At 39.2% G+C, this 24,506-nt stretch carries 21 protein-coding genes; 13 read left to right on the forward strand and 8 right to left on the reverse strand.

Annotation, left to right across the window (positions count from 1 at the left end):
• Positions 1 to 97: 97 nt before the first annotated feature.
• Positions 98 to 1,888, reverse strand: coding sequence for an ABC transporter ATP-binding protein/permease (locus QL986_RS00075; RefSeq protein WP_028835312.1), 1,791 nt, complete (start codon positions 1,886 to 1,888; stop codon positions 98 to 100).
• Between the two features lie 112 nt (positions 1,889 to 2,000).
• Here QL986_RS00075 and QL986_RS00080 point away from each other — a divergent pair, with 112 nt between their 5' ends.
• The 6 genes from QL986_RS00080 to QL986_RS00105 all read left to right on the forward strand — a co-directional run bounded on the left by QL986_RS00080 (position 2,001) and on the right by QL986_RS00105 (position 7,059).
• On the forward strand, positions 2,001 to 2,462 hold the full coding sequence (locus tag QL986_RS00080; RefSeq protein ID WP_138765184.1) for a hypothetical protein: 462 nt from the start codon (positions 2,001 to 2,003) through the stop codon (positions 2,460 to 2,462).
• Positions 2,463 to 2,570: 108 nt separating this feature from the next.
• Entirely contained in the window at positions 2,571 to 4,409 is a 1,839-nt protein-coding gene (gene secD / locus QL986_RS00085) for a protein translocase subunit SecD (protein WP_024601056.1), read from the forward strand.
• Positions 4,402 to 5,331, forward strand: a complete 930-nt coding sequence (gene secF / locus QL986_RS00090) for a protein translocase subunit SecF (protein ID WP_016899961.1) — start codon at positions 4,402 to 4,404, stop codon at positions 5,329 to 5,331. The genes secD and secF overlap by 8 nt, the downstream gene beginning before the upstream one ends.
• Before the next feature lie 102 nt (positions 5,332 to 5,433).
• Positions 5,434 to 5,910 (forward strand): hypothetical protein, encoded by a 477-nt coding sequence (locus QL986_RS00095; protein ID WP_024601055.1) that lies wholly within the window; start codon positions 5,434 to 5,436, stop codon positions 5,908 to 5,910.
• A gap of 104 nt (positions 5,911 to 6,014) precedes the next feature.
• Positions 6,015 to 6,563, forward strand: coding sequence for a hypothetical protein (locus QL986_RS00100; protein WP_024601054.1), 549 nt, complete (start codon positions 6,015 to 6,017; stop codon positions 6,561 to 6,563).
• 154 nt (positions 6,564 to 6,717) lie between these two features.
• Positions 6,718 to 7,059, forward strand: a complete 342-nt coding sequence (locus tag QL986_RS00105; protein ID WP_231485830.1) for a hypothetical protein — start codon at positions 6,718 to 6,720, stop codon at positions 7,057 to 7,059.
• Positions 7,060 to 7,207: 148 nt separating this feature from the next.
• On the opposite strand, the gene QL986_RS00110 is transcribed toward QL986_RS00105, so the two are convergent.
• Positions 7,208 to 7,543 carry a zinc ribbon domain-containing protein YjdM gene (locus QL986_RS00110; protein ID WP_013464836.1) on the reverse strand — a complete coding sequence of 112 codons (336 nt, stop codon included), beginning with the start codon at positions 7,541 to 7,543 and terminating at the stop codon, positions 7,208 to 7,210.
• 315 nt (positions 7,544 to 7,858) lie between these two features.
• On the opposite strand from QL986_RS00110, the gene QL986_RS00115 reads away from it, so the two are divergent.
• From QL986_RS00115 to QL986_RS00125, 3 genes are read left to right on the forward strand one after another with little or no spacing between them, the layout of a single operon-like run.
• The gene (locus tag QL986_RS00115; RefSeq protein WP_028835308.1) at positions 7,859 to 9,253 is read left to right on the forward strand and encodes a RimK family protein; all 1,395 of its coding nucleotides are present in this window, start codon (positions 7,859 to 7,861) and stop codon (positions 9,251 to 9,253) included.
• Positions 9,253 to 10,398, forward strand: a complete 1,146-nt coding sequence (locus QL986_RS00120; protein ID WP_024601052.1) for a GNAT family N-acetyltransferase/peptidase C39 family protein — start codon at positions 9,253 to 9,255, stop codon at positions 10,396 to 10,398. Before QL986_RS00115 ends, QL986_RS00120 begins: the two co-directional genes overlap by 1 nt.
• Positions 10,399 to 10,414: 16 nt before the next feature.
• The gene (locus tag QL986_RS00125) at positions 10,415 to 10,927 is read left to right on the forward strand and encodes an MgtC/SapB family protein (protein ID WP_013464839.1); all 513 of its coding nucleotides are present in this window, start codon (positions 10,415 to 10,417) and stop codon (positions 10,925 to 10,927) included.
• 12 nt (positions 10,928 to 10,939) lie between these two features.
• Here the strand turns inward: QL986_RS00125 and QL986_RS00130 are convergent, their stop codons facing one another.
• Positions 10,940 to 12,169, reverse strand: a complete 1,230-nt coding sequence (locus tag QL986_RS00130; RefSeq protein ID WP_024601051.1) for an EAL domain-containing protein — start codon at positions 12,167 to 12,169, stop codon at positions 10,940 to 10,942.
• Positions 12,170 to 12,401: 232 nt separating this feature from the next.
• Between QL986_RS00130 and QL986_RS00135 the strand changes: the two genes are divergently transcribed.
• Positions 12,402 to 13,448 carry a GGDEF domain-containing protein gene (locus QL986_RS00135; RefSeq protein WP_024601050.1) on the forward strand — a complete coding sequence of 349 codons (1,047 nt, stop codon included), beginning with the start codon at positions 12,402 to 12,404 and terminating at the stop codon, positions 13,446 to 13,448.
• Here the strand turns inward: QL986_RS00135 and QL986_RS00140 are convergent.
• A complete protein-coding gene (locus tag QL986_RS00140; RefSeq protein WP_013464843.1) occupies positions 13,437 to 14,447 on the reverse strand; it encodes a helix-turn-helix domain-containing protein in 1,011 nt (336 codons plus the stop codon). The genes QL986_RS00135 and QL986_RS00140 overlap by 12 nt on opposite strands.
• 128 nt (positions 14,448 to 14,575) lie before the next feature.
• On the opposite strand from QL986_RS00140, the gene QL986_RS00145 reads away from it, so the two are divergent.
• Together QL986_RS00145 and QL986_RS00150 are read left to right on the forward strand one after the other, a co-directional pair.
• Positions 14,576 to 16,483, forward strand: coding sequence for a beta-ketoacyl synthase (locus QL986_RS00145; RefSeq protein WP_024601049.1), 1,908 nt, complete (start codon positions 14,576 to 14,578; stop codon positions 16,481 to 16,483).
• A 354-nt stretch (positions 16,484 to 16,837) separates the two neighbouring features.
• Positions 16,838 to 18,652 carry a DNRLRE domain-containing protein gene (locus QL986_RS00150; RefSeq protein ID WP_024601048.1) on the forward strand — a complete coding sequence of 605 codons (1,815 nt, stop codon included), beginning with the start codon at positions 16,838 to 16,840 and terminating at the stop codon, positions 18,650 to 18,652.
• 148 nt (positions 18,653 to 18,800) lie between these two features.
• On the opposite strand, the gene QL986_RS00155 is transcribed toward QL986_RS00150, so the two are convergent.
• The 4 genes from QL986_RS00155 to QL986_RS00170 form a co-directional block, all read right to left on the reverse strand.
• On the reverse strand, positions 18,801 to 19,985 hold the full coding sequence (locus QL986_RS00155) for an acyltransferase family protein (RefSeq protein ID WP_024601047.1): 1,185 nt from the start codon (positions 19,983 to 19,985) through the stop codon (positions 18,801 to 18,803).
• A gap of 126 nt (positions 19,986 to 20,111) precedes the next feature.
• Positions 20,112 to 20,528 (reverse strand): MgtC/SapB family protein, encoded by a 417-nt coding sequence (locus tag QL986_RS00160; RefSeq protein WP_013464847.1) that lies wholly within the window; start codon positions 20,526 to 20,528, stop codon positions 20,112 to 20,114.
• Positions 20,529 to 21,351: 823 nt separating this feature from the next.
• Positions 21,352 to 22,194: an S-formylglutathione hydrolase gene (gene fghA, locus QL986_RS00165; protein ID WP_138687157.1), complete on the reverse strand. Its 843-nt coding sequence runs from the start codon at positions 22,192 to 22,194 to the stop codon at positions 21,352 to 21,354.
• A gap of 66 nt (positions 22,195 to 22,260) precedes the next feature.
• The gene (locus tag QL986_RS00170) at positions 22,261 to 23,382 is read right to left on the reverse strand and encodes an S-(hydroxymethyl)glutathione dehydrogenase/class III alcohol dehydrogenase (RefSeq protein WP_013464850.1); all 1,122 of its coding nucleotides are present in this window, start codon (positions 23,380 to 23,382) and stop codon (positions 22,261 to 22,263) included.
• Positions 23,383 to 23,512: 130 nt separating this feature from the next.
• Here QL986_RS00170 and QL986_RS00175 point away from each other — a divergent pair, with 130 nt between their 5' ends.
• Entirely contained in the window at positions 23,513 to 24,385 is an 873-nt protein-coding gene (locus QL986_RS00175) for a LysR family transcriptional regulator (RefSeq protein WP_024601044.1), read from the forward strand.
• Positions 24,386 to 24,506 lie beyond the last annotated feature (121 nt).

The raw sequence follows: 24,506 nt of genomic DNA on the forward strand, positions 1-24,506 counted from the left end.
TGAGGTGAATAACCGTACCGGTCGATAAGATGAATAAAATACTATCGAAAATAGCAAAAAACACTCAACTACTTCAATCGTTCTTGAGCGGCTTAGTTTATTGCGCCTTTGACTGCTTTTGCTGTAATGCCCACATACGGGCATATTCACCGTTTTGATTTAGTAGTTCTTGGTGTTTGCCTTGTTCAATAATTTCACCAGCTTTTAAAACAATAATTGAGTCTGCATCGGTTATGGTCGAAAGTCGGTGTGCAATAACAATACTGGTGTGATCATTTGCCACTTCACGCATTGCTTTTAAAATAGCTTGCTCTGCATGAGAGTCGAGCGCAGAGGTTGCTTCATCAAAGATTAAGATGGGTGATTGCTTTAAAATAGCACGGGCAATGGCAATCCGTTGTTTTTCACCCCCTGAGACTTTTAACCCACGCTCACCCACGAGGGTTTTATCGCCTTTGTCTAAGCTATTTATAAAGTCGGTTAAGTGCGCCATGTTAATTGCTTTATTTATTTCATCTTCAGTTGCTGAGGGTCTGCCATAGGCAATATTCTCACGGATGGTGCTATTAAACAGCACAGTATCTTGGGGGACTATCGCAATGGCTTTACGCAAGCTTGCAAGAGTAACTGTATTAATTGCTTGTTTATCTATGCTAATAGTGCCTGATGACAGCTCATAAAAGCGATACAGTAATCGGGCTAATGAGCTTTTTCCTGCACCACTTGCACCCACAATCGCGACTTTTGAGCCGGCAGCAACATTAAAGCTAATGCTTTTTAAAATAGGCCTTTTACTGTCGTAGTGAAAGCTTACTTTATCAAAGCTAATTTCACCTTGTTTAATGACCAATTCTTTAGCCTCATGAGCATCCGCCACTTTAGGTTGTGTATTAAGCAGGCCGAGCATGTTTTCAAGGTCGGTGAGGGCACGGCGTATTTCGCGATACACAAACCCTAAAAAGTTGAGCGGTAAAAAGAGTTGAATCATATACGCATTGATCATCACAAGTTCACCAATCGTTAACTCGCCCGTGACAACTTCGCTTGCGCCAAGCCACATTAATGCGGTTATTGCACAGGCAATTATGAGTGCTTGCCCTGAATTTAGCGCCAGTAACGAGAGTCTGTTTTTTAATCGTGCTTGTTCCCAGGTTGCTAAAAACGTATCGTAAGTTTTAGCTTCATACTCTTCGTTATTAAAGTATTTAACGGTTTCGTAATTTAATAAGCTGTCGATGGCGCGGGTGTTACTTTGGTTGTCAGCAGCGTTTGACTCGCGAATAAAGCGGTTTCGCCATTGGGTAACCGTCACCGTAAAAAAGATATAAATAGCCACAGCAAGTAGGGTGATCAGCGCAAACCAAATAGAAAACAAGGTGCCAAAAATAATCGCCACGGTCATTATTTCAAACAACGTGGGCACAATATTAAACATTAAAAAGCGCATTAAAAAGCTCAAACCACTGGTGCCGCGCTCTATATCTCGACTTATACCGCCAGTTTGTCTGTCTAAATGAAAGGCTAAATCTAACGAATGCAAATGTTTAAATACTTTAAGGCCAATATCACGCATGGCATGCTCGGTGACTCGAGAAAATACAGCATCGCGTACTTCACCTAAAAACACGCTGGCAAATCGCAGTGCGCCGTACATAACGAGTAATAAGGTTGGGACGAGCAGTAGCGGGTTAATTGATTTATCAACCGCATCAATTATTTCTTTTAAAGCCCATGGCATAAGCAGTGTCGCGCCTTTAGCACCCACAAGCGCTAATATGGCAATAAGCACACGCCCTTTAAATTTAGTGATATAAGGCCAAAGAGTTTGAATGCTTTGTTTTAAATTCATGGCATCGGGGCGTTTTACTGAACTTTGTCTGGAGCGCATCGAGGATCTCAGTATTGTTTTTATATAAATGAAATAGCTTAATGTTGGCTATTGTATTTTAATTAGCTGCCCTTATATACTATCTATCCTTTATTTTAGTTTTAAATGACAGATGTTTAAATTTCGCGTTTTTTTAGCTACATGCTTGTTTTTTGCCGCACTCTTTAGTGGGCAAAGCCATGCTATGGGTGTAAAACACGAATTAAACAATAACCAAAGCAGTTATAGCCATGTTGGTAATGTCGAAAATTTAACTAACGCTCCCACACCGTTAAAATCGCTAGGCAATTTACAGCATAAAAACTCAAAGCATTCTGAGTTTGCTGCGCATCAACCTAGGCTAACAGCCAATAACTCTTTTTTATTTTTACACAGTGCGCAGGGCGATCCTGAATACGATGTAGTGCATGAGTTTTTTGCGCTAAATGGGTGTAGGCATATTTTTTTGCGACCGCAAGCAGTCATCATAAATCAGCCTTGGTATACTTGGGTTTTTAAAAGTAAAAAGTCGCGCTTGAGCGGCTGGAAAGATGCGAATCTGTTATACACCGCTGTAACCACCTACCACGCTTAAAGTTCCTTAATTATCGTTAATTGGTTTTAACGCATCGCGTTTTGACTTTAATTTTAATTGTGCCTAATAGGTACGTTACTGGGCTATGCCTAGTAATAAGGAACAACTATGTTAAGTTTTAAAAAACAAAAAAAGCCATTTATGGCTAAATTTAAATTAAGCTATGTAGCCATGTTGGTTGTATTGGTTTTACTGGCAATAAGCGCTTTACCTAATTTATACCCGAATAAATCGTGGTTGCATATTAGTGCCGCACCTGAGGTTAAAACACAAGCACTACCAAGTACTGAAAACATAGTGCGCTTTTTAAATAGCCAAGGTTTTGAGGTCAGCCAAGGGGTAGAAAACCAAGCAACAATTAATGTGCTTTTAAATACACCTACGCAAAGTGCCCAAGCTCAAGCGGCTATAAAATCGAATTACCCAAATACACAAGTTAAAATTGTAGAACATGCAACCAGCCCTATTTGGTTACAAGAGTTTGGTTTATCGCCCATAAAGCTGGGTCTTGATTTAAACGGCGGAGTATTGTTTGTACTTGATGTTGATTTAGATAAAGCCATTGATGAGCAATTACTCAGTGCTTACCAGCAAACGAAAGCCATTATTGTTAAACAAAAAGCCTATGGTGTTAAAGCAAAGCAAACTAACCAAGGCTTTGAAATAAGTGCATTAGAAAATGCAGCTGAAAAGCTAACCTCAGTTATTAGCGACCTTAAAAGCCGCTTTGAAAATCTAACTATAACCACATCAACTCATGGCAACTTACAGGTCGTTAAAGTGAGTTATTCTGAGCAAGGGCGCAGCGCATTTGATAAACAAGTCATGAGCCAAACACTCACTACGCTTCGCTCACGCATTGAAGAGTTAGGAATTACCGAGGCGGTTACACAGCGCCAAGGTAAGCAGCGCATTCGCATTGAGCTACCCGGCGTCCAAGACCCAGCCGAGGCAAAACGTATTATTGGTGCTACCGCGTCACTTGGATTTTATCAACTTAAAGAGATTGGCGGGCAAACATTTAATTTGCAATCGGGTGGGACTATTAAGCTCGACCCTGTGCCTATTTTTACTGGTGAGCACATTAATAATGCCAATATTGGCCGTGATGACTGGGGTAAACCTTTAGTACAACTGAGCCTAGATAGCCAAGGTGGCGATGCTATGTCGACGTTTTCTAAAGCGAATATAGGCAAGCCGATGGCAACGCTCTATTCAGAGTATTCACAAAATGCTAAAGGTGAAGTGGTTAAAAAAAGCGAAGTCATTAATGTGGCGAATATAGCCCAGCATTTAAGCTCACGCTTTAGTATAACCAATATGCAAAGCCAGCAAGCGGCTGCCGATTTAGCGCTATTACTACGTGCAGGATCGCTTACGGCGCCAGTGACCATAGTACATGAACAAACTATTGGTCCAAGCCTTGGCCAAGACAACATTAACAATGGATTGGCGGCGTTAATGTTAGGCATGGGGTTAACGCTTGCCTTTATGGCGCTGTGGTATCGTCGTTTAGGGCTTATTGCAAATGTTGCGTTAGTTTTAAATTTAACGTCTTTAGTGGGGTTAATGTCATTATTACCTGGGGTGGTTTTAACACTTCCTGGTATTGCAGGTTTGGTGCTAACCATAGGAATGGCAGTTGATACTAACGTGATTATATTTGAACGCATTAAAGAAGAGCGCCGCAAAGGACGTCCTCCATATCAAGCGATACAAGAGGGCTATAAACAAGCTGCGAATACGATTTTAGATGCCAATATTACCACGATGATCACCGCGATTATTTTATATGGTATAGGTTATGGCCCTGTAAAAGGCTTTGCTATAACGCTGGCGCTGGGACTTATCACATCGGTATTTACTGGTGTGTATGTATCGAAATATTTAAGCCAAAGCTTATATTTAAAGCTGGGTAAAAAAGCAGGAGTAAACGCGCATGCTTAATTCTTTTTTAAAATGTGAGGCAGGGTCTCGTATACGTTATACAGGCATGCTGATCAGCGCCATATTTGTGTTGTTGTCGGTATTCACCATTGCACAAAAAGGGCTAAACTTTGGCCTTGATTTTACGGGTGGATACTTAACAGAGTTTACCACCAGCCAAGGTGTTGAACTAAAACAGCTTGAGCAATTTATTGCAAAAAATCATCAGGGTGAATTTGAGCTAACAGCACAGGGCAATAATCATTTTCAACTAACACAAGGCCCCAATAATACAAGCAATAACGATGACTGGAAAACGGCTATTAGCCAAAACCCAACTATAAATGCTGAGGTTTTATCATCGGCTTATATTGGCTCTCAAGTGGGTGATGAACTATTTGAACAAGGCTGCTTAGCATTATTTGCTGCGATGGTCGCGGTAATGATTTATTTAGCTGTTCGTTTTGAATGGCGTTTGGCATTAGGCTCTGTGGTGGCTTTATTTCATGACTTAGTGCTGGTGGTTGGCTTATTCTCATGGTTACAAATAGAGTTTAACCTAACTGTTTTAGCCAGTTTGTTGGCGATTATTGGCTACTCACTAAATGACTCAATAATAGTTGGAGATAGGGTGCGCGAGCTGTTGCGCATACCAACAAACATCACACTCAAACCAAGCAGTATTATCAACAGTGCTATTAAAAGCACCTTAACTCGTACGCTTATTACCTCCGGGACTACGCTCGCAACGGTTGCAAGTGTTTGGCTGTTAGCAGGGGCGCCGCTGCAGGGATTTGCAATTGCTCTGTTTGCAGGAATAGTCGTAGGCACGTTATCTTCCATTTGTATTGCTGCAACATTACCCGAGCTACTTGGGTTAAGTGCTAAAAACTACGATAAGCAAGTGGATCAGCAAACGCAGGCATTAATGGATATGCCATAGGCTTAAATCAGCATTGTTGTTACACAGCAAAGGGATAGTGTTAGGTGTAGCAACAATGCTAAAATGGCAAAATTATTTTTACCGTATTTAGTGAATTTCCAAATGAATAAAGCCCATGTTACAGAGCACCTGCGTTTTGCCTTAGAAGAGCAGCTCAATACTGCGAAAATTGCAGCTCAAACAGCCCACGATACCGCGACCCACGAAGAAAGTATTGCAGAAACTCAATATGATACGCTCGGGCTTGAAGCTGCGTATTTAGCGCAAGGTCACGCTGATCGGGTGAATGAGTGTTATAAAGAAATACAACTATTTGAAGCCATCTACAACGACGTCGTTACAGGCACAATAGCAGTCAGTTCATTGGTGTGTTTAGAAGATGATGCAGGCACACAAAAATGGTTTTATTTAGGCCCAGCAGCTGGTGGATTAACCGTTGATATTAAAGGCACAACTATTCAAGTACTTACCTCTGGTGCACTATTAGGCCAACAGTTATTAGGTAAACAAGTCGATGATGAAGTTAGTTTAACACTCGGTGATGTAAAACATAGTTACGATGTGGTTAAAGTGCTTTGAATGTAGTATTTATTTGTCTCTTACTTTGAGACGCAGCATCTCGTAGGCTTCTTTGTTAAATAATTGCCTGAAACTTAAAGAATAAAATTAAAGATGAGCCGTTTATGAACTTAGTTTTGGTTAGTGATATATTTGGTAAAACAGCGGCTTTAAAAGCATTAGCTGAAGAACTAAACGCTCAGTCTATTGTCGATCCCTATGGCGGGGTGGATATGGCATTTAACAGTGAACAGCAGGCCTATGAGTATTTTAGTCAGCATATTGGCCTTGATGAGTATGTCGCTATTTTACAAAAAGCGATTAAACCACTCGCTGGTAACATCATATTGATTGGTTTTAGTGTTGGCGCATCGGCAATTTGGTCAATGTCTTCACATCCGGCGATTAAAACGATAACTAAGGGCATTTGTTTTTACAGCTCGCAAATTAGGCACCATACAGACTTACAACCACAGTTTGAGATTGAACTTATACTTCCGCATTATGAACCGCACTTTGATGTTAAATCACTGCACGTTGAGCTGGCAACAAAGGCTAATGTTAATGTAAAGCATGTTAATTATTTACATGGTTTTATGAACCCACACTCAAGTAACTTTAATCAACGCGCTTACGATGAAACATTAACTGTGTTATCTAATAAGCTAATATAATAAACTAGTTAAGGGGTGTTTATAACTCGATGTTAGCTGGTTTCACTCAATCACAACTAAGGCATTTATAGCGTGAACTTATAAGATTTGCTTGAGTCTGATAATCATTAACGGATAAGCAGTTAAATAAAGGACATAAATTTAAGGGAATATTATGGAGATAGGGATTTTTACCGTCACAATTACGGGTGTTTTACTCACGGCTTTAATTATAAAGTACTTAACCTTTAGGCCTGAGCGTGTTTTTTCTGATATTGGAGAAAACGTTCTACTTTGCAAAAAACCTCACTGGTTCAATAATAATAAAAGTAGAATGCAGCTTATTCCCAAAGGGGCGATAATTAAAATACAGCTAGCGTCAAATACCGTTACTTTATTTTGTAAAAGTGGCAATGTTATTGATATACCAGTGCCAAACTCAAAGTTTACTGCCGATGTTTTGCAAAGCGCAAAAACACACTTTCACAAAGCAGAAGTAGTAATACTAGACAACTAACACACCACTTTGAGAACTGAATTTAGATTTTCAATTTTTTAAAAGGCGCTGAAAATCAATTAGTTAAAGTGGATGTCAGTTTGTTAATGCAATAAAGCGCCAAGATTACACAGGTTCTTGCTGTATTTAATTGTTTATTTCAATGGGTTTAGGCTTTTTTAACAAATTTAGCCGTCACCATCATTTCACCTATGCCATCTACTTTACAGTCAAGCTCATGATCTTTTTTATCAAGTACACGTCTTACTAAGGCCTTGGTGCCAATTTTAATAACTTGTGAGCTACCTTTAATTTTTAAATCTTTAGCTACGGTTACTTTGTCGCCATCAGCAAGTAAAGTGCCGTTTGCGTCTTTCACTAAAATAGCGTCTTCGTCATTAGTAACATTCGGGTTCCACTCATAGGCACATTCTGGACAAATAAGCAGCTGTTGGTCTTCGTAAACGTATTCACATTGGCATTTAGGACAAGCGGGAAGAGACATGATGATCACTTTTAGTATTAAATTTTGGCTATTTTAAAACACAAATTAGCAATAAAAAAGTTCATCAAAAATTTTTATCTTTACGCTAAAAATATCTCGTTTGTGCGCATCTAAAAAAGGGCATATAAATCACCTGTCGCTTAAGCAATTTAAGCGCTAACGTTTATAGTAGATATTCGTTAAAGCACCTATCGTATTAAGTGATTTGCTAAATGCTGCACTTAGTGCGATGGGTGTTTCTATTTGCTGTTTTATTCGCTGAGCTAACTGATTAGCAAGGCTGCTTTGTATATTTTGACTTAACTAGGAAAAGTCGTGTTTAAAACCTTAATTGTGGTTGATAACAATGAGCAAACGCTTGCTCTTTCATTTGAAAATGTCATTACCTTTAACACCTATTTGCGTGACTACCCAAAACGCAACGAACCAAAAACCCGCATAATAAATCTATGTGATGCTAGCCAGTATTTAAGTAAAGGCTATTACTGTTCGTTACTTGCTGAGGCGCGCAAGCACCAAGTATTACCGAGTGTAAAAACAATTAACGCGCTTCGAAGCAATCAAGCGTCATTACAAAATATTGGCCATATTGATGGTGCTGTTTATTTTGGTCATGCGGGAAATGATCAACAAGCTAAAGCCGCTAAATCGGTATTTAAACAATACCCAGCGCCTATTTTATTTGTTGATGAGCAAGGCCTATTACAACAAGGATCATTAGCGTCCCTAAGCGAGCAACAATATGCTGCGTTTATTGAAAAGCTAAATGAGTTTACCCAAACGCAATGGCGTATTGGTAAAGTAGAGCGCCGTTTCCGTTGGGATATGGCGATATTGGTTGATCATAACGAAAAAGTACCGCCAAGTGATAAAGATGCAATAGCCCGTTTTATAAAAGCAGCAGCGAAACATGGTATTAACGCAAAAGCACTTAGCTTTGAGGAAATAGACAATATTGCCCAATTTGATGCGTTGTTTATTCGACAAACAACAGCGATTGATCACCCAACGTACCGCCTTGCAAGTAAAGCGCAAAGCCTAGGTTTAGTGGTGATTGATGATGCGGAGTCTATTTTACGATGCTGTAATAAAGTGTACTTACATGATGCATTCAATTATCAGAAAGTACCGAGCTTAAAAACCGTGGTGGTCGCAGATCAATCAAAAGACACAATTGAGCAACTAGAAGCGTCGTTTACTTATCCGCTGGTATTAAAAATGCCAGAAGGGTCGTTTTCAAAAGGCGTGTATAAAGTTGCTAATCGTGATGAATTAGAAGCTAAGCTTAGTGAATTATTTGCTTTAAGTGCGTTAGTTCTGGCGCAAGAGTACATGTACACAGAATATGATTGGCGTGTAGGGGTACTTAATGGTCGTGCTATTTATGCGTGTCGTTATTTAATGGCGCGTAACCATTGGCAAATATATAACCATGACGCAAAACGCTTTTTCTCGGGTGGCTTTGAAACATTACCTACGTTTGAATTACCTAAAGCTGTACTGGATGCTGCTTTAAAAGCATGTAAAACCGTGGGTAAGGGTTTATACGGTGTGGATGTAAAAGAGCATCAAGGCCGTGCGTATGTGTTGGAAGTAAACGATAACCCAAGTATTGATCACAAAGTAGAAGATGGTTACTTAGGTGATGAGTTATACATGATCATTATGGATGAGTTTAAACAGCGCCTTGAAGCACGAGGTCGCGGCTAATGCTTAACGCATTGTCTGATATAACGATTTTTGCAGGGGCGGATATTAGTATTCGCCCTGCAAGCGCGAGTGATTTAAACGCCTTAGTGGCGCTTGAAAATGCCTGCTTTAGTAACGATAAGCTTAGTGCGCGAAGTTTAAAGCGCTGGCTTAGTGCTAAACATGGGATTTTATTAGTTGCCGAGCACAATGCGCAATTATGTGGTTACGGTTTGGTGTGGTGCCATAAAGGCACGCGGTTAGCGCGTTTGTATTCGTTAGCCGTATTACCGACGATGCAGGGCAAAGGAATCGCTAAAACGCTGCTTAAAGCCCTTGAAAAAGCCACTAGTGAGCGTGGGCGTATTTATTTGCGTTTAGAAGTGGCAGTAAATAACGACAGCGCCATAGGGCTTTATAAAAGTGTAGGGTATCGTGTTTTTGGTCAGTACAGTGATTATTACGATGATCACAGTGATGCCTTGCGCATGCAAAAAAACATCCGTCAAACCAGCGAGTTGCAAGTTGAGCGTTTAACGCCATGGTATCAGCAAACTACCGAGTTTACCTGTGGGCCTGCGGCATTATTAATGGCAATGGGCTCGCTTGATAACAGCACAGAGCTGAGTCAGTCACATGAATTAGCTTTATGGCGTGAAGGCACCACCATTTTTATGACCTCGGGACATGGCGGTTGTCATCCGTTTGGCTTGGCATTGGCTGCAAATAAACGGGGATTTAAAAGTGAGGTTATTGTTAATACCTCAGAGCCATTATTTTTAGATGGGGTACGCAGTGATAATAAAAAAACGGTGCTGGCGACAGTACATCAGCAATTTGTTGAAGGCATAGCCTCGGCTAATATTCCTGTTACCTATAAAGATGTTGAACTAACCGATATAGAGACGTGGTTAAACCAAGGTTTTAGTGTGTTACTGTTAATAAGCACTTATCGGTTTGATGGAAAAAAATCACCGCATTGGGTATGTGTTACTCATTTAGATGCGCACTGTGTGTACGTACATGACCCGTTTTGCGAACCAGGTAACGACAATCAATTAGCGATTGACTGTCAATATGTGCCAATTGCACGCAGCGATTTTAGTAAAATGTCGGCTTTTGGTAGTCAAAGGCTTAGAACGGCAGTTGCTATTGGTAAAAAATAATAGATTAGGATTTTAAGTGACATTTTTAGATTTTATCGATGTAGCCCCATACTCGTGGGCAGCTATTGGTACGGCGGCTTTTTGTGGGGCTATTATTGGTATAGAACGGCAATTGCGTGGCAAACCTGTAGGGATCCGTACTTCTGCACTGATCACCTTAGGTACTTACTTGTTTTTATCGACTGCGTTTAATTTACAAGGGGATGTGATTGATCATTCTCGCGTAGTCGGGCAAATAATTACCGGCATCGGCTTTTTAGGCGCAGGCGTAATGCTCGCAAAAGACGGTGCGGTAGTCGGGGTTACCTCTGCTGCCACCATTTGGGTACTGGCCTCCATTGGCGTGATGATAGCAACTGAAAACCTCGGGGCTGCTATTAAGCTCTCGGTGCTTGTGGTGGGTATTTTATATGGCGTTGACGTGCTAGAAGCTAAGTTTAAAAGCTTAAGTAAAGGCGTGCATGCTAAAGTGAAAAGTTATCATAAACGCTATTATCGAAAAGACAGTATTGATACCGAGCGCCACTAATTAGTGGCGTTTTTATGCGGGTAGTGCTTTGTTTTGGAAGCTAAGCGCATCTTCAATTGGTGCAGGGCGGCCAATAAAATAACCTTGTACACTGTCTACATTGAGTATTCTTAACGAGTTTAGTTCTTCTGCGGTTTCGATCCCTTCGGCAACAATGGTGCAGTCGATTGCTTTTGCAAATCCACACAGTGCTTTTGCCAGTAAAAATTTACGATCGTCTGTGTTTATATTTTGAGTCAGGCTAATATCTAATTTTATAATATCGGCCTCAAGCTCTAGTATGTGCTGAAATGAGGAAAAGCCAGCGCCAACATCGTCAATGGCCAAGCGCAGACCTTTGTTTCTGAGAGGCCTAAGTGCAGCTCGCATTTTTTCGTAATTAGAAATTGGCGAATGTTCAGTAATTTCTAATACCAGCCTAGTGCAGTCAATCTGTTGTAATGTTCGTTCAAGTGCACTGCTAAGAATGTGCGAAGGCGAGCAATTAATGGCAATGTAAGTTGTATTATTAAACTTTGCCATACTGGCTACTGCATTTTTAATGGCCAGCATTTCTAATGATTCACTTAAACCCACCTTACTCGCTTCTTCAAACCAGATATCAGGGGTTTTATAAGGGGTGGTTAAAAAACGTGCAAGCGACTCAAAACCTACAACTTTATTATTTAGTTGACTATAAATAGGCTGGAAATAGATACTAATATCATTATCGCCAATAATTTGCTCAATAGTTGATTTTGTGTGGTTGTACGATACGCTTTTATCTAAACTCTTTTCAATTAATCCGGTCGCTATTTCTGAAATAATATTTAAAAAAGATAAATCGCGCTCATTTAAGCTCTCATCATGGTGTGATTTATAACAACAAAACGTACCATATAATTTACCGTTTGACAGGTTGATAGGTACACCTATATATGCCCCTATACCTAATTTTTTTGTAACCGGCATCGCTTTGGTTATTGGGTTTGCTTTGGTATTAGTAATAATAGGGCTAAGCTTGTTGTCGGTGATTTGTTGGCAATACGTTTCATTAATCGGATCGGCATTACCCACTTTAACAACTTGGTTTTCAGAGGGGTTATCGACCACTTTAAAAACACGCTCATCGTTAATAAATTCAGATATAAAAGCAACATCCATATCTAAATGTTTACGGACCAAAGTGAGTAAGTTAGCTAGTTTAGCCTTAATGGATGCATTGTTGTGTTGTTCGACAAGCAAATTGGTTAATTCATCCATCGGCTATCTCCCTATGTTAATACCACTACACCTAATGAGTAATACTATAATTTATATATATAAAAAGATCTAATCAAGGCCTATCAATCTTTGTTCACGCATATTTAAATTTAGGCTAATATTAGCTGTTATAGTAAGTAGGCTTACATATAAGTTGTAGTTATTATCTATTTTTTAATGCTAGGCTGATATGCTTGAAGTTTATGGGAGGTAATAATTTAGAGGGATATTAATGCATCAGCATTCATTTGATAAAACAGAATCAGTCAGATTAACCGTATTCAAAAATATAAGCTTAATAATTACATTAGTTGCTTTAGTTGTGGCTTACGTTAATGTGTTTATGAGTAAAAATTATGTTTTGGGCTTTATTGAACTTGCATTAGCTTTTTTTTGTATTTATACCTATCACCAAACGAGAACAAACCGCTCTAAATTATGGCATAGCTATGCTGTTATTTATATTTACTTTGCGGTTGTGTTGCTTGCTATCACCGCAATTAATCTAGAGACTGGCATATCGCATTGGGTGTGTACTCTTCCTGTATTGGTTTACTTATTGTTTGGAAAAAAGCATGGTTTTATAAGCAGCTTTGGCTTTTTGATTACGTTGTTATTGCTGTTTTATGTTATCGACAAACGGTTAGTTGAAATAAATTTTAAGCTCATCATTAATCTTTCTCTGACGTATATTATTGTGTGGGGTGTTTCACATGTTTTTGAATCGATGAGAGCCTCTAATCAAGAGGAAATTATTAATTTAGCATTACGCGACAGCTTAACGCAGGCTTATAACCGGCGTGCTTTTAAAAGCCATTTTCATAACCATATCGACTTTTCTAACCCCTATTTTTTTGCCTTAGCTGATCTGGATTTTTTTAAAAAAGTAAACGATAAATATGGGCACGATGCCGGTGATTCAGTGCTGGTACAATTAACACAGTTATTTAAAAAACATTTAGGCGATGAACATGTTTATCGTTTTGGCGGTGAAGAATTTACATTGGTGGTAAATGACGACATAGAGGTCGCTATAATCACAATGGATAAGCTAAGAACTGACATACAAAATCATCAATTTACTTATATGCAGAGCACGTTAAACATCACTATCAGTATTGGCTTGGTCGGTATTGATGCACATGAGCATACTCACCTGAGTGAAATTTTAAGATTAGCCGATAATTATTTATATTTAGCTAAAAACAACGGTCGAAACTGCGTTGTCAACGGCCTGACTAAAATATCAAACAAGGGCAAAGAAACATTAACCAAATAACTTTCGTCTGACTACTTTTCTGTATTCGCTCGGGGTTTGGCTCAATACCTTTTTAAACACACGGGTTAAATGGCCTTGATCGTTATAACCAACTTCTAACGCGACTTCCTGAATTGATAAGTTCGATGAGGCCAGTAATTCTTTTGCACCTTCAACACGTAGCTGCTGCCAGTACTCTATAGGGCTTTGATTTGTAGCAAGTCGAAACCTGCGTGTAAACGTGCGGTAGCTTAAGCTAAATTGTGCCGCGACTTCTTGTAAATCTAACTCACTAGATAAATTAGTTTTTAACCAAAATTGTATTTGTGCAATAAGTTCATCAGCATGTCGGTTAACGGCGCCTTCTAAATAGCGTTGATCTTCGTAGGGTTTACGTATTTCATGTGAAAAGTTCCGCTCAACATGCTGCGCCGCTTCTTTACCATAGTATTGGCTAATAATATGAACAATAACGTCAGCTAAGGCATTTAAACTGGCTACCGTATACATGCGCTCTGATTGGGTAATAAAAAAATCAGGTTTTAAGCTAACGTTTGGATAATCTTGAGAAAATTGCTTGGCATAATGCCAGTGAGTGGTTGCAGGGTGCCCATCAAGTAAACCGGCTTCTGCGAGCAAACAATTGCCGGTACCAACACCAATAATATGGCTTCCCATGGTAAAACTCTCATTGAGCCAATTAACTATTGGTTGATTCGTTTTAACAACAGGGCGTGGATTACGCCAAATACCCGGAACAATGATTAAATCGCAATAGGGGGCGTTATCACTGCTGCAATCAGGCACGATGGCTAAACCTGTTCTGGTTGCAATAGGAGCCATATTTTTTGCAATTAAATGAATATTCAGTGCTCTGAAGTTTTTTTTACTAGTGTGCCCTTTGGCGAACGCTTCACCTGCTCTGAGCATTTCAATTGGCAAGGTTAAACTAGTTACCAGTAGATGCGAGTAAACAGCAATAGCTATATTTAATGGTGGATTTGTTGGGTTATTGCTCATTTAAATGCTCCGACCAGTTGTTTCTGGCCTTTTATGCTTAATATTTGGCTATTAAAGCACAAAGATATGTGCGTAATCCATTTAAACTAACTCCATATTCTTATAACACGTTTTTTTAAAGGTAAATTATGACCGCATTACCCGTCATTGTCGGCATGGGAGGCATTAATGCCGCTGGCCGTACTTCTTTTCATCAAGGTTATCGTCGTATCGTGTTAGATAGCTTAGAGTCACAAGCTCGCCAAGAAACATTTTTAGGCCTCGCCACATTAATGAATTTAGTGAGTGTTGTGAATGGACAACTACAAGACATGCAAGGCAATAATGTTGAGCAAAGCGACATAGAAGCACGTTTTGGTGAGCAAATTATTGCAGGTACATTAATTCGTAAAATTGAAAAACAACACTTTGATGTAGATGCCACGCCGTGGCAGCAAAAAATGACGTTAACCGCATCGGATGAAAACGCGATTGTGTTTGAAACACGCCGTCGTGATTTACCTTCGCCAGTACCTGAAAGTTGGCACGTAGAAGAGCTTGAAAATAAAAAAGTGAAAGTAACTATTGCGGCTCAATTTGATATTAAACATGATTCTACTCGTGATAACCCAATTAAATCTGCTGGGCAACTACCCACAGGGTTTGATCCGTCAATTATGTACAATAGCCGCTACCAACCTCGTGGTTTACAAGCCACTATTTTTGCTGCCACCGATGCAATAAAATCAACCGGACTTGATTGGCAATACATTATGAATAGTGTTGAGCCTGATAAAATTGGTACCTATTCAGCATCGGTTATTGGCCAAATGGACGATAAAGGTTTAGGTGGGTTAGTCAAAGCGCGCCAGCAGGGTGATCGCGTCAGCACAAAGCAGCTAGCACTGGGTTTAAATACAATGTCGACCGATTTTATCAATGCCTATGTTACGGGCAATGTAGGGACTACTTTTTCTACATCGGGTGCGTGTGCTACTTTTTTATATAACTTGCGCGCAGCAGTAAATGATATACAAGCAGGGCGCACACGTGTTGCAATTGTGGCAAGTGTAGAATGTGCGATTACCCCTGAAGTGGTTGAAGGCTTTGGCAATATGAGTGCGCTGGCTAATATTGAAGGTTTGCGCCGCTTAGATGATTTAAGTCATGACGATGAACCTGATTATCGTAGAAGCAGCCGCCCATTTGGCGAAAACTGTGGCTTTACTTTAGGTGAAGGCGCACAAGTGGCTATATTAATGGATGATGCGCTGGCACTTGAACTAGGTGCAGACATTATGGGCTGTGTGCCTGATGTATTTGTTAACGCCGATGGAGTAAAAAAATCAATTACTTCACCTGGGCCTGGTAACTACATTACCATGGCAAAATCGGCTGCACTTGCCAGTAGCTTACTAGGTAAAGAGGCATTACAGCAACGTAGTTTTATTTTAGCCCATGGTTCAAGCACACCACAAAACCGCGTAACTGAGTCGTTAATTTATCATAAAGTAGCGCAAACATTTGCAATAGATAATTGGAAAGTAACCGCCCCTAAAGCGTATGTTGGCCATACTATAGCACCTGCCAGTGGCGATCAGCTTGCCATTGCCTTAGGTGTATTTAGTCATAATATTATGCCGGGTATTACCACTATAGATAAAGTGGCTGATGATGTTTATGCAGATCATTTAGATATTCGTAACAGTCACTATGATTGTGGTGATATGGATATTGCATTTATAAACTCTAAAGGGTTTGGTGGTAATAATGCAACAGCCACAGTGCTTTCAGCAAAAGTAACGATGCAGATGCTTGCTAAGCGTCATGGCGATGAAATGATGGGGCTTTATACCAGCAAGCATGCAGCGGTAAATGAAGCACAACAGCACTATCAACAACAAGCAGATTTAGGTCAATACGCGCTAGTTTATCGTTTTGGTGATGGGCTGATTGATGAAAATGACATTGTTATTGATGAGCACAGCATTCAGCTGCCAGGCTTTGAAAAAGCAATTACATTCAATACAACACATTCCTATCAAGATATGTTCTAAGCACACATACTTGTTAGCAAGGCGCTTTTTAAGCGCCTTTTTTAATGTATGAACCCATATTGTAGTTTAACTAATGCGCTAATTAGTTCCTTAACAAAAATATTAAAACTTCACCTCTTTGCAAATACTTCAAATTACTAATCTCTTCTTCCGCATTAAAAATAAAGCACCTTGATAAATTGAAAATATTAGGTTTGTTGCATACAATATAATAATTAATTAGTAGTGTGTTATTTATTTTATTAAGTTAAAAAGTATTATTTGTTATGCATCAAGAACTTTATAAATAGTTACTATAATTTTTTGCTCAGATAGGTTAAATACTCAATTTTATTAATTACTTTAGGAGTAGTGATGAAATTAATACCATTAAAACGCTGGCTTATAGGGCAAAAAAGTCTCACTTTATGTACTTTACTCTTTCTGTCTAAACTTAGTTTTGCGTCTATTATTTTATTTGATGACAAACCACGTAATGGTACTTCATTGTGGTCAACCTCATCTAGTGAATCGACTTTAACTAAAATTGGTGAGCCTGTAGCTGCTGGCGAAAGAGCTATATTAATGCAGGCACACTACTGGACTCAATCAGGATTACGTATTGCTCAAGTACCTCCTTTTAAAAATTCAATACTTGAGGCAAAAATATACAGAAAATCAGGAAATAAGGGCACTTTAATGTTTCGTCGCGGTAACGATTCATTAAAAATAAATCTTGATGAAACCAATAACGAATTTTGGACATTGGATGGTTTGCCTGGCCATAATAATTTTTCAGACGATACATGGCACACGATTAGAATCAATCTCAATGGCTTTAATCTTGATGAAAATGAGAAAGTCCTGGCTATTGGTATTCAAGGCCCTCTTGGAACAGGTAGATTTTACATGGACTCGGTTTCCTTTGTTGAGGGAGAGCCAGATAATAACATTTCTCCGCCATTAGCTGGTAATTGGGAGCTGACTTTTGAAGATAATTTTAATTCAACTTTATTAAACCCTAATAATTGGCATGTTGGAAAGCAATATCTAGGAATGAGTGGTATCGCAGGTAATGCTGGGCGAGAAACTATTCGCATTGAAAATGAAATGTTACGGTTTGAAGCAGAAAAAAACACATTAAATCAAGGAACTAAACGTTACTTTTATAAAGCCGCTGAGGTAAGTACTTTTCGTAAATTTAGACAAAAATATGGTTACTTTGAAGCCAAAATTAAGTATGACTCAGTACATGGTGCTTGGCCTGCATTTTGGTTACTACCTGACAAAGGCATTTATGGTAACGATACTTATAGGAGGCAGTCATTATTAAAATTTAATCTTGATGATGTATCTACTACTATTTCTTCTGCATTATTAAGATTTAAGATCTCTGAAGCAAACACTCAAAGCAGCATAGCTGTGCATAAAACACTTTCCGCAGATTGGTCCCAAGATACTGTAACTTGGAATACTAAACCGCAGGTCGATCCCTTATGGTTTAGTCATAGCTATGGAGAGGTTACGGGAAACATAATTGAAGTGGATGTTACCAGTTATATAAGAGAGCAAAAAAGTTCTGGTAAAGAGGCGAGCTTTGCATTGATTGACAATTATATGCGTAGCCAGCTTATAAAAATTTTTAGCAGTGAAGCGAATAATATTTCTGATAGGCCCGCTTTAATTGTAAATGAAGAAAGTTTATTCCCGACTGAAGATGCTTTTGTGCGTGGAGGTAATTATGCAGATACTAATTATGGTCAAGAACCATTTCTTTTAATTAAAGACACTTGGGGAGATACCTCACCTACATTCGATCAGGGAATGGAGTTTGATATTATGGAGAGTTTAGGTATCTGGGGGGAAGACATCAGTATCTCAGCTCTGCATTGGGATGGTTACGGTAGCCAACATAAGTCAGTAAATTCCGGCGAGCTTTATCATAATTATTCCTCAGATGGTTTCCATATATATGGCATGCATTGGCAGCCTGGTTATGTCGGTATGTATATAGATGGTGAAAAAGTCTGGGAGCACTATGACGACCGAGTTGGAAGTTTACCTTCTTATATTATTTTATCGTTACAAGTAGGTGGTTGGGATGGTAATGAAAAGAATATCAGTGATGATTTTGAGGCTAACATGCTAGTAGATTTCGTTAGGGTCTGGAGTAATTCAGAGTTCAATTAACAACAAGAGCGAACCAAAGCGTTATCATTTATAAATGTCGATTATGATGCATTAAAAAAAGCACTCAAAAAATTAAATTAATCTATCTGATAAAGTGACGAAACATTTTATCGAGTATTTCCCCCACAATATATTGTGGGGGCGATTACTAAATATATTTAGCAATCAGGCTGTTTTTATTACGATATTTCCAGTTTAAGTAGCGCTTAGCGAGTAAGGCGGTAAGCACAACCACTACAGCTATCATCGCCATGGTCGCAATATAACTCATACCATACCCAGATGGTAAGCCAACAAGGGTTTCACCATAGGTCATATCACTAAAGTTAAAACCAAGAGCAGGTATTAAAAGCCAACTGATAGCATGTAGCAAATACAAGTGAGTGAGGTAGGAAAACATGCTGGTTTTACCTAGTACTTGCAGAAAATTTTGCGAAAAACTAGCCTTTAAGTGGCTCAACAGTTTTAACGCAATTAAACCAAGCCCTACAGTAAGTAACATAAATTGTAACGACAACGGATATTTAGTCGGATTTAAAAACGACATAATAGTCAGCAGTGGATCTGTATGTGTAGAAAACTGTGACATATCACCGTATAAATTAAAGCCGCGTAGTATTGAATATAGTGCTAGGCAGCTCATACCCATAATAAACGCGTAATTCATCACTTTTTTACTATAATGCTGAGATTTATAATATACACCTGCACAATAAGCCAAACACATGAGTCCAACAATAGGCGCAACGGGGTAGGTCGTTCTAATAGAAAAACCAAACGGCAGTGCTAATACATTTTTTTGATGAACGATAGACCACAGTGTATGCGCTATTGTATTAGTTTCAAAGGTAATGCCATCAAGTAAGTTATGACCAAATACCAGTAATAAGCCAGCTATAAATACAGGGTATATACCTGTTAAGCGAAGCAAGCCAAGCACCACAAAGCCCCAGCCAATCGCCCAAATTACTTGAGCATATAACATCGGGAAAAGAGGATTAAAACTCCATGACCATGACACAATTGTAAACTCAAATAAAATAAGCACTAAGCCTCGAACTATTAAAGCGTTAGCAAACTGACGAGTACACGTGTATTTATGCTCTGTAATAGCGGCAGAGAGGCCTGCTAAAAATACAAATAATGGCGCACAGAAATGCGATATAAAGCGTGTGAAAAAAGTAAGCGCATCTGTTCCGGGTATGGTCATGGGATCAGTTACTGAATAATTTAGACAATAATACATGCCGTGATCTATCACCATAAATATGATGATAATGCCGCGTAATAGATCAATATGATGCAAGCGACTTTGCGATAAAGATAATGACATAAATATAATTAACAAGAATGAAAAAAATGAACTTGATTATATGTTATATTATATCAAAAGGCGAGTTTGAAGATTGAATTTAACAGGGTGATCGCATCAGCGCTAAGCAATTAATTATAATTTTCATTATTTAAATTTTTTAACATACCTAAGCGTTATGAAGTTTATTACTGCCAACAAAATAGCTATTTCATAGCGGCTGTACGCAATAGCGATACCAATTAAACCCATATTCCAAATACTCGCAGCTGTTGCTGTTCCAGATGTAGACTGGTTATTTTTTAAAATAGCGCCGCCACCAATAAAACCAATACCTGTAATAATACCTTGTAACATTTTAGATTGCGCCTCTGCGCCCTCCAAAACTGACATAGCAATCAGTGCATAACCACATGATGCGACGGCAACTAAAGGAAACGTTCTTAGACCTGCACCATTATGGCTATGCTCTCTATCATATGCCATTGGCAGGGCAAGTAAATACGCCATGCCAAGATGAATCAAGTTATCAATAATGTCTCTCCACTGTAGATCAATTTCCATTGCTATTTCCACGGATAAATTTTAAATAAGCAGCAAAAATTGAACCAAGGTATTAATTTAAATAAAATCATTGTGTTACCTTTGTTTTATCGAGGGGGATGAGTGGCGTTAGCAATATTTACACAATAAAGTGCGTTTTTACCCAGCAATGAATTTCAGCTGCGTACCACACAAGCAAACTCTATTATGTAAAATTGTGGGGCTTACATATTTTTACAACACTCCCTTTTTAAGTCGTATATAATTTGGCTTATTTGCAACGAGAGTTTACATGCGCATTTTATTAATTATTATCTTTTCAAATGTATTAAGTGGTTGCACAGTAATGGGTATATTTTTGGATGAAACGGCGAGATCCAAGTTAAACATCAATAGCACTAATAGTTTTGTAAAGGATAAAGATAGTTTTAGTTTTAGCAAACTTGGTTACGAAACTGATAAAGCCATAATTGAATTTATAAAAGAAGATAACGGTGTGATTAAAAAATGTAGGCAGGTTACTAGGGTCTGTTGACCTTTCAAGGTTAAATTTACAGCAGTCTGTTTGGTATTTAGGCAAGGCAGAGCCTATGTGGTGTGGTTATTCCCCATAAATAGGCGATAACGCAGAATAAATGCTAATCAGGCGCTGCCCGAAGGGTTCTGCCTAGGGGCGATTTACTCTTTGTTACTCGGTTTTTACTTAGCCCACTAGGTTACAAACCTCGCGCCGCGATTAAACCGCCCCTAGTTTGAACAAATTTTAATCCGCAAAGGTCAACAGACCCTAAAGTCTTAAAAGAATGTGTAGAAGTAGATAAATCTACTCTACACAGTAATGAACCTAAGCCGATAAAAACTGATGATGAAATAATAAGTGTTGGTCTATAAAGCTACTAATAAAAAAGTAACTATGATCGTAGCCAGCGTGCATTTCGAGCTGCAGCGGATACGCTTTTTTATTAGCGATATCGACCAAATTTTGCGGCTTAAGCTGCTCTTCTAAAAAGTTATCAGCATCACCTTGGCTTACCAGCATAGGTAAATAGTTAGCTTGATCGGCTTGTTGCATTAATTCGCAAGTATCGTAGTGTGCCCACGTTGTTTTGTCGTCGCCTAAGTAGCCTGTAAATGCTTTTACACCCCACGGACACGCCATAGGATTAACAATAGGACTAAATGCCGAAGCGCTGGTGTACGATTGTGGGTTTTTAAGTGCAATCATCAATGCGCCGTGCCCGCCCATTGAATGACCACTAATTGCTTTTTTATCTGTAACAGGAAAGTGTTGCTCAATTAGTGCCGGTAACTCATTAACAACGTAATCATACATATTAAAATGGGTGTTGTAGGGCGCTTTTGTGGCATTAAGGTAAAACCCAGCACCTTGTGCAAAATCATAGCTGTCTTCGTTTGGCACGTTATCACCACGTGGGCTCGTATCTGGCGCTACAATGGCGATACCCAGCTCCGCTGCTTTTTTAAATGCGCCTGCTTTTTGCATAAAGTTTTCATCGGTACAGGTTAAACCTGATAACCAGTACAGTACCGGCACCTTATTGGTTTCACTGGCGCCTGGCGGTAAAAAAACTGCAAAACGCATAGTGCAACGAGTGCTTGAAGCGCTATGGCTGTATTGCTTATGCCATCCGCCAGCCACTTTCGCTGTTGAAATATTTTCTAACATAACAATCCTTAAAAGCCGTTACTTAATAGCAACGGCTTGTGATGGTAATTAAGTGAAATGAGCGTATTAGTAATGAATTACAGTACGAATACTTTTACCTTCATGCATTAAATCAAAGGCATCGTTAATTTCTTCTAGGCTCATGGTATGAGTGATAAAGTCGTTTAGCGCAAATTCACCCGCCATGTAACGCTCTACAATTTCAGGAAGTTGTGAGCGGCCTTTAACACCACCAAATGCGCTACCACGCCATACACGGCCAGTAACAAGTTGGAACGGGCGAGTTGAAATTTCTTGGCCAGCACCAGCTACACCAATAATCACAGACTCTCCCCAACCCTTATGACAACACTCAAGCGCAGAGCGCATTACATCAACATTACCAATACATTCAAATGAGTAATCAACACCGCCATCGGTCATCTCAACAATGACTTCTTGAATTGGCTTGTCAAAGTCTTTTGGATTAATTAAGTCGGTAGCACCTAGTTTGGTCGCCAAGTCAAATTTAGAGGTATTAATATCAATACCAATAATACGGCTTGCACCAGCCATTTTAGCGCCAATAATGGCAGATAAACCAATACCGCCTAAACCAAAAATAGCCACCGTATCGCCCGCTTTTACTTTAGCCGTATTTGTTACAGCGCCCATACCGGTAGTAACACCACAGCCTAATAAACAAATTTCTTCTAACGACGCTTCTTTGTTTACTTTAGCCAATGAGATTTCTGGCAATACTGTGTATTCAGAAAATGTAGATGTACCCATATAGTGGTAAATAGGCTCGCCATCTTTGAAAAAGCGAGTGGTGCCATCTGGCATTAAGCCTTTACCTTGTGTTTCGCGCACTGCTGAACACAAGTTTGTTTTACCTGAAGTACACATTTTACATTCACCACATTCTGCGGTGTATAAAGGAATAACGTGATCGCCAACTTCTACACTTGAAACACCTTCGCCCACAGCATAAACCACACCCGCGCCTTCATGACCTAAAATAGCGGGGAAAATACCTTCAGGATCTTCACCTGATAAAGTAAAAGCGTCTGTATGGCACACACCAGTGGCAGTGATTTTTACCATTACTTCGCCTTTTTTAGGCATCATCACATCAACTTCTTCAACGCTTAAAGGCTGATTAGGGCCCCAGGCAATCGCTGCTTTTGATTTTATAAATTCAGACATGTGTATATCCTTTGTAGTGGTTTGAATATGAATTGTAGACCCATACTGTTTGGGTGATGAGGTTATTGTATTTGTTTCTCAGACAATGATAATCTTCAATTTAATAAAACACTTTTACAGTATGGTAATAATTATGCGTTGGGAAGGTATTGATGAGTTTATTGCTGTTGGCGAAGAGGGAAGTTTTACCCAAGCTGCACAGACGTTAGGTTTATCGGTTGCTCATATTAGCCGCCATGTTACAAAGCTAGAACAACGGTTAAATACGCAATTATTAACACGTACTACTCGCAAGGTTGTTTTAACCAAAGAGGGCGAGCAGTTTTTACACCAAGTTAAACATTTACAGCACGCAATGGACGAGGCCACTCAAGGATTAGCATCGGTACAAACCTCACCTAAAGGTAAAATTAAATTAACAGCACCGGTTATGTATGGTGAAAGTTTTATTATGCCCATTGTACATTCATTTATGCATGATCACCCAGAGGTAGAAGTAATCGCAACGCTCTCTAACGAGCAAGAAAACTTATTAGAGGGGGGCTTTGATTTAGCCATTCGACTAGGCCATTTAAAAGATTCAAGCTTAAAAGCGCGGCGCTTGAGCTCGCGACGATTTATTATGTGTGCTTCACCTGCATATTTAGCGCGTTTTGGTGAGCCTCACACTTTGGGGGAGCTTAATAATCATCAATGTTTAATTGGCAATAGTAGTTATTGGCGAGTAAATGAAAATAATCGTGATAAACATATTAAGGTAGCAGGGCGATTGCATTGTAATAGCGGCTGGGCACTGGTTGACGGCGCTAAAAAAGGTTTGGGTATTGTTCAGTTGCCTGATTACTATATTGAAAATGAAATTAAATCCGGTCAGTTAGTGCCTATACTAACTGCATACCAACCACAACAAGAGGGCGTGTGGGGTCTATATCCGCCACGGCAATTTGTGGCTACTAATGTGCGGGTATTACTTGATTACTTAGTAACAGGGCTGAAAGTTTAGCAGGGTTTACTGGCTTGTTTAAAATATAGCCAAGTATCAGATTTATAAATTATTTCTTACATTTATGGTGATATTCAATTGCGCTGAGTTCGTGCTACTATAACGCCACACTTTTGGCATT

The organism is Pseudoalteromonas sp. APC 3250, from assembly GCF_030407915.1.
Classification (GTDB): Bacteria; Pseudomonadota; Gammaproteobacteria; order Enterobacterales; family Alteromonadaceae; genus Pseudoalteromonas; species Pseudoalteromonas tetraodonis.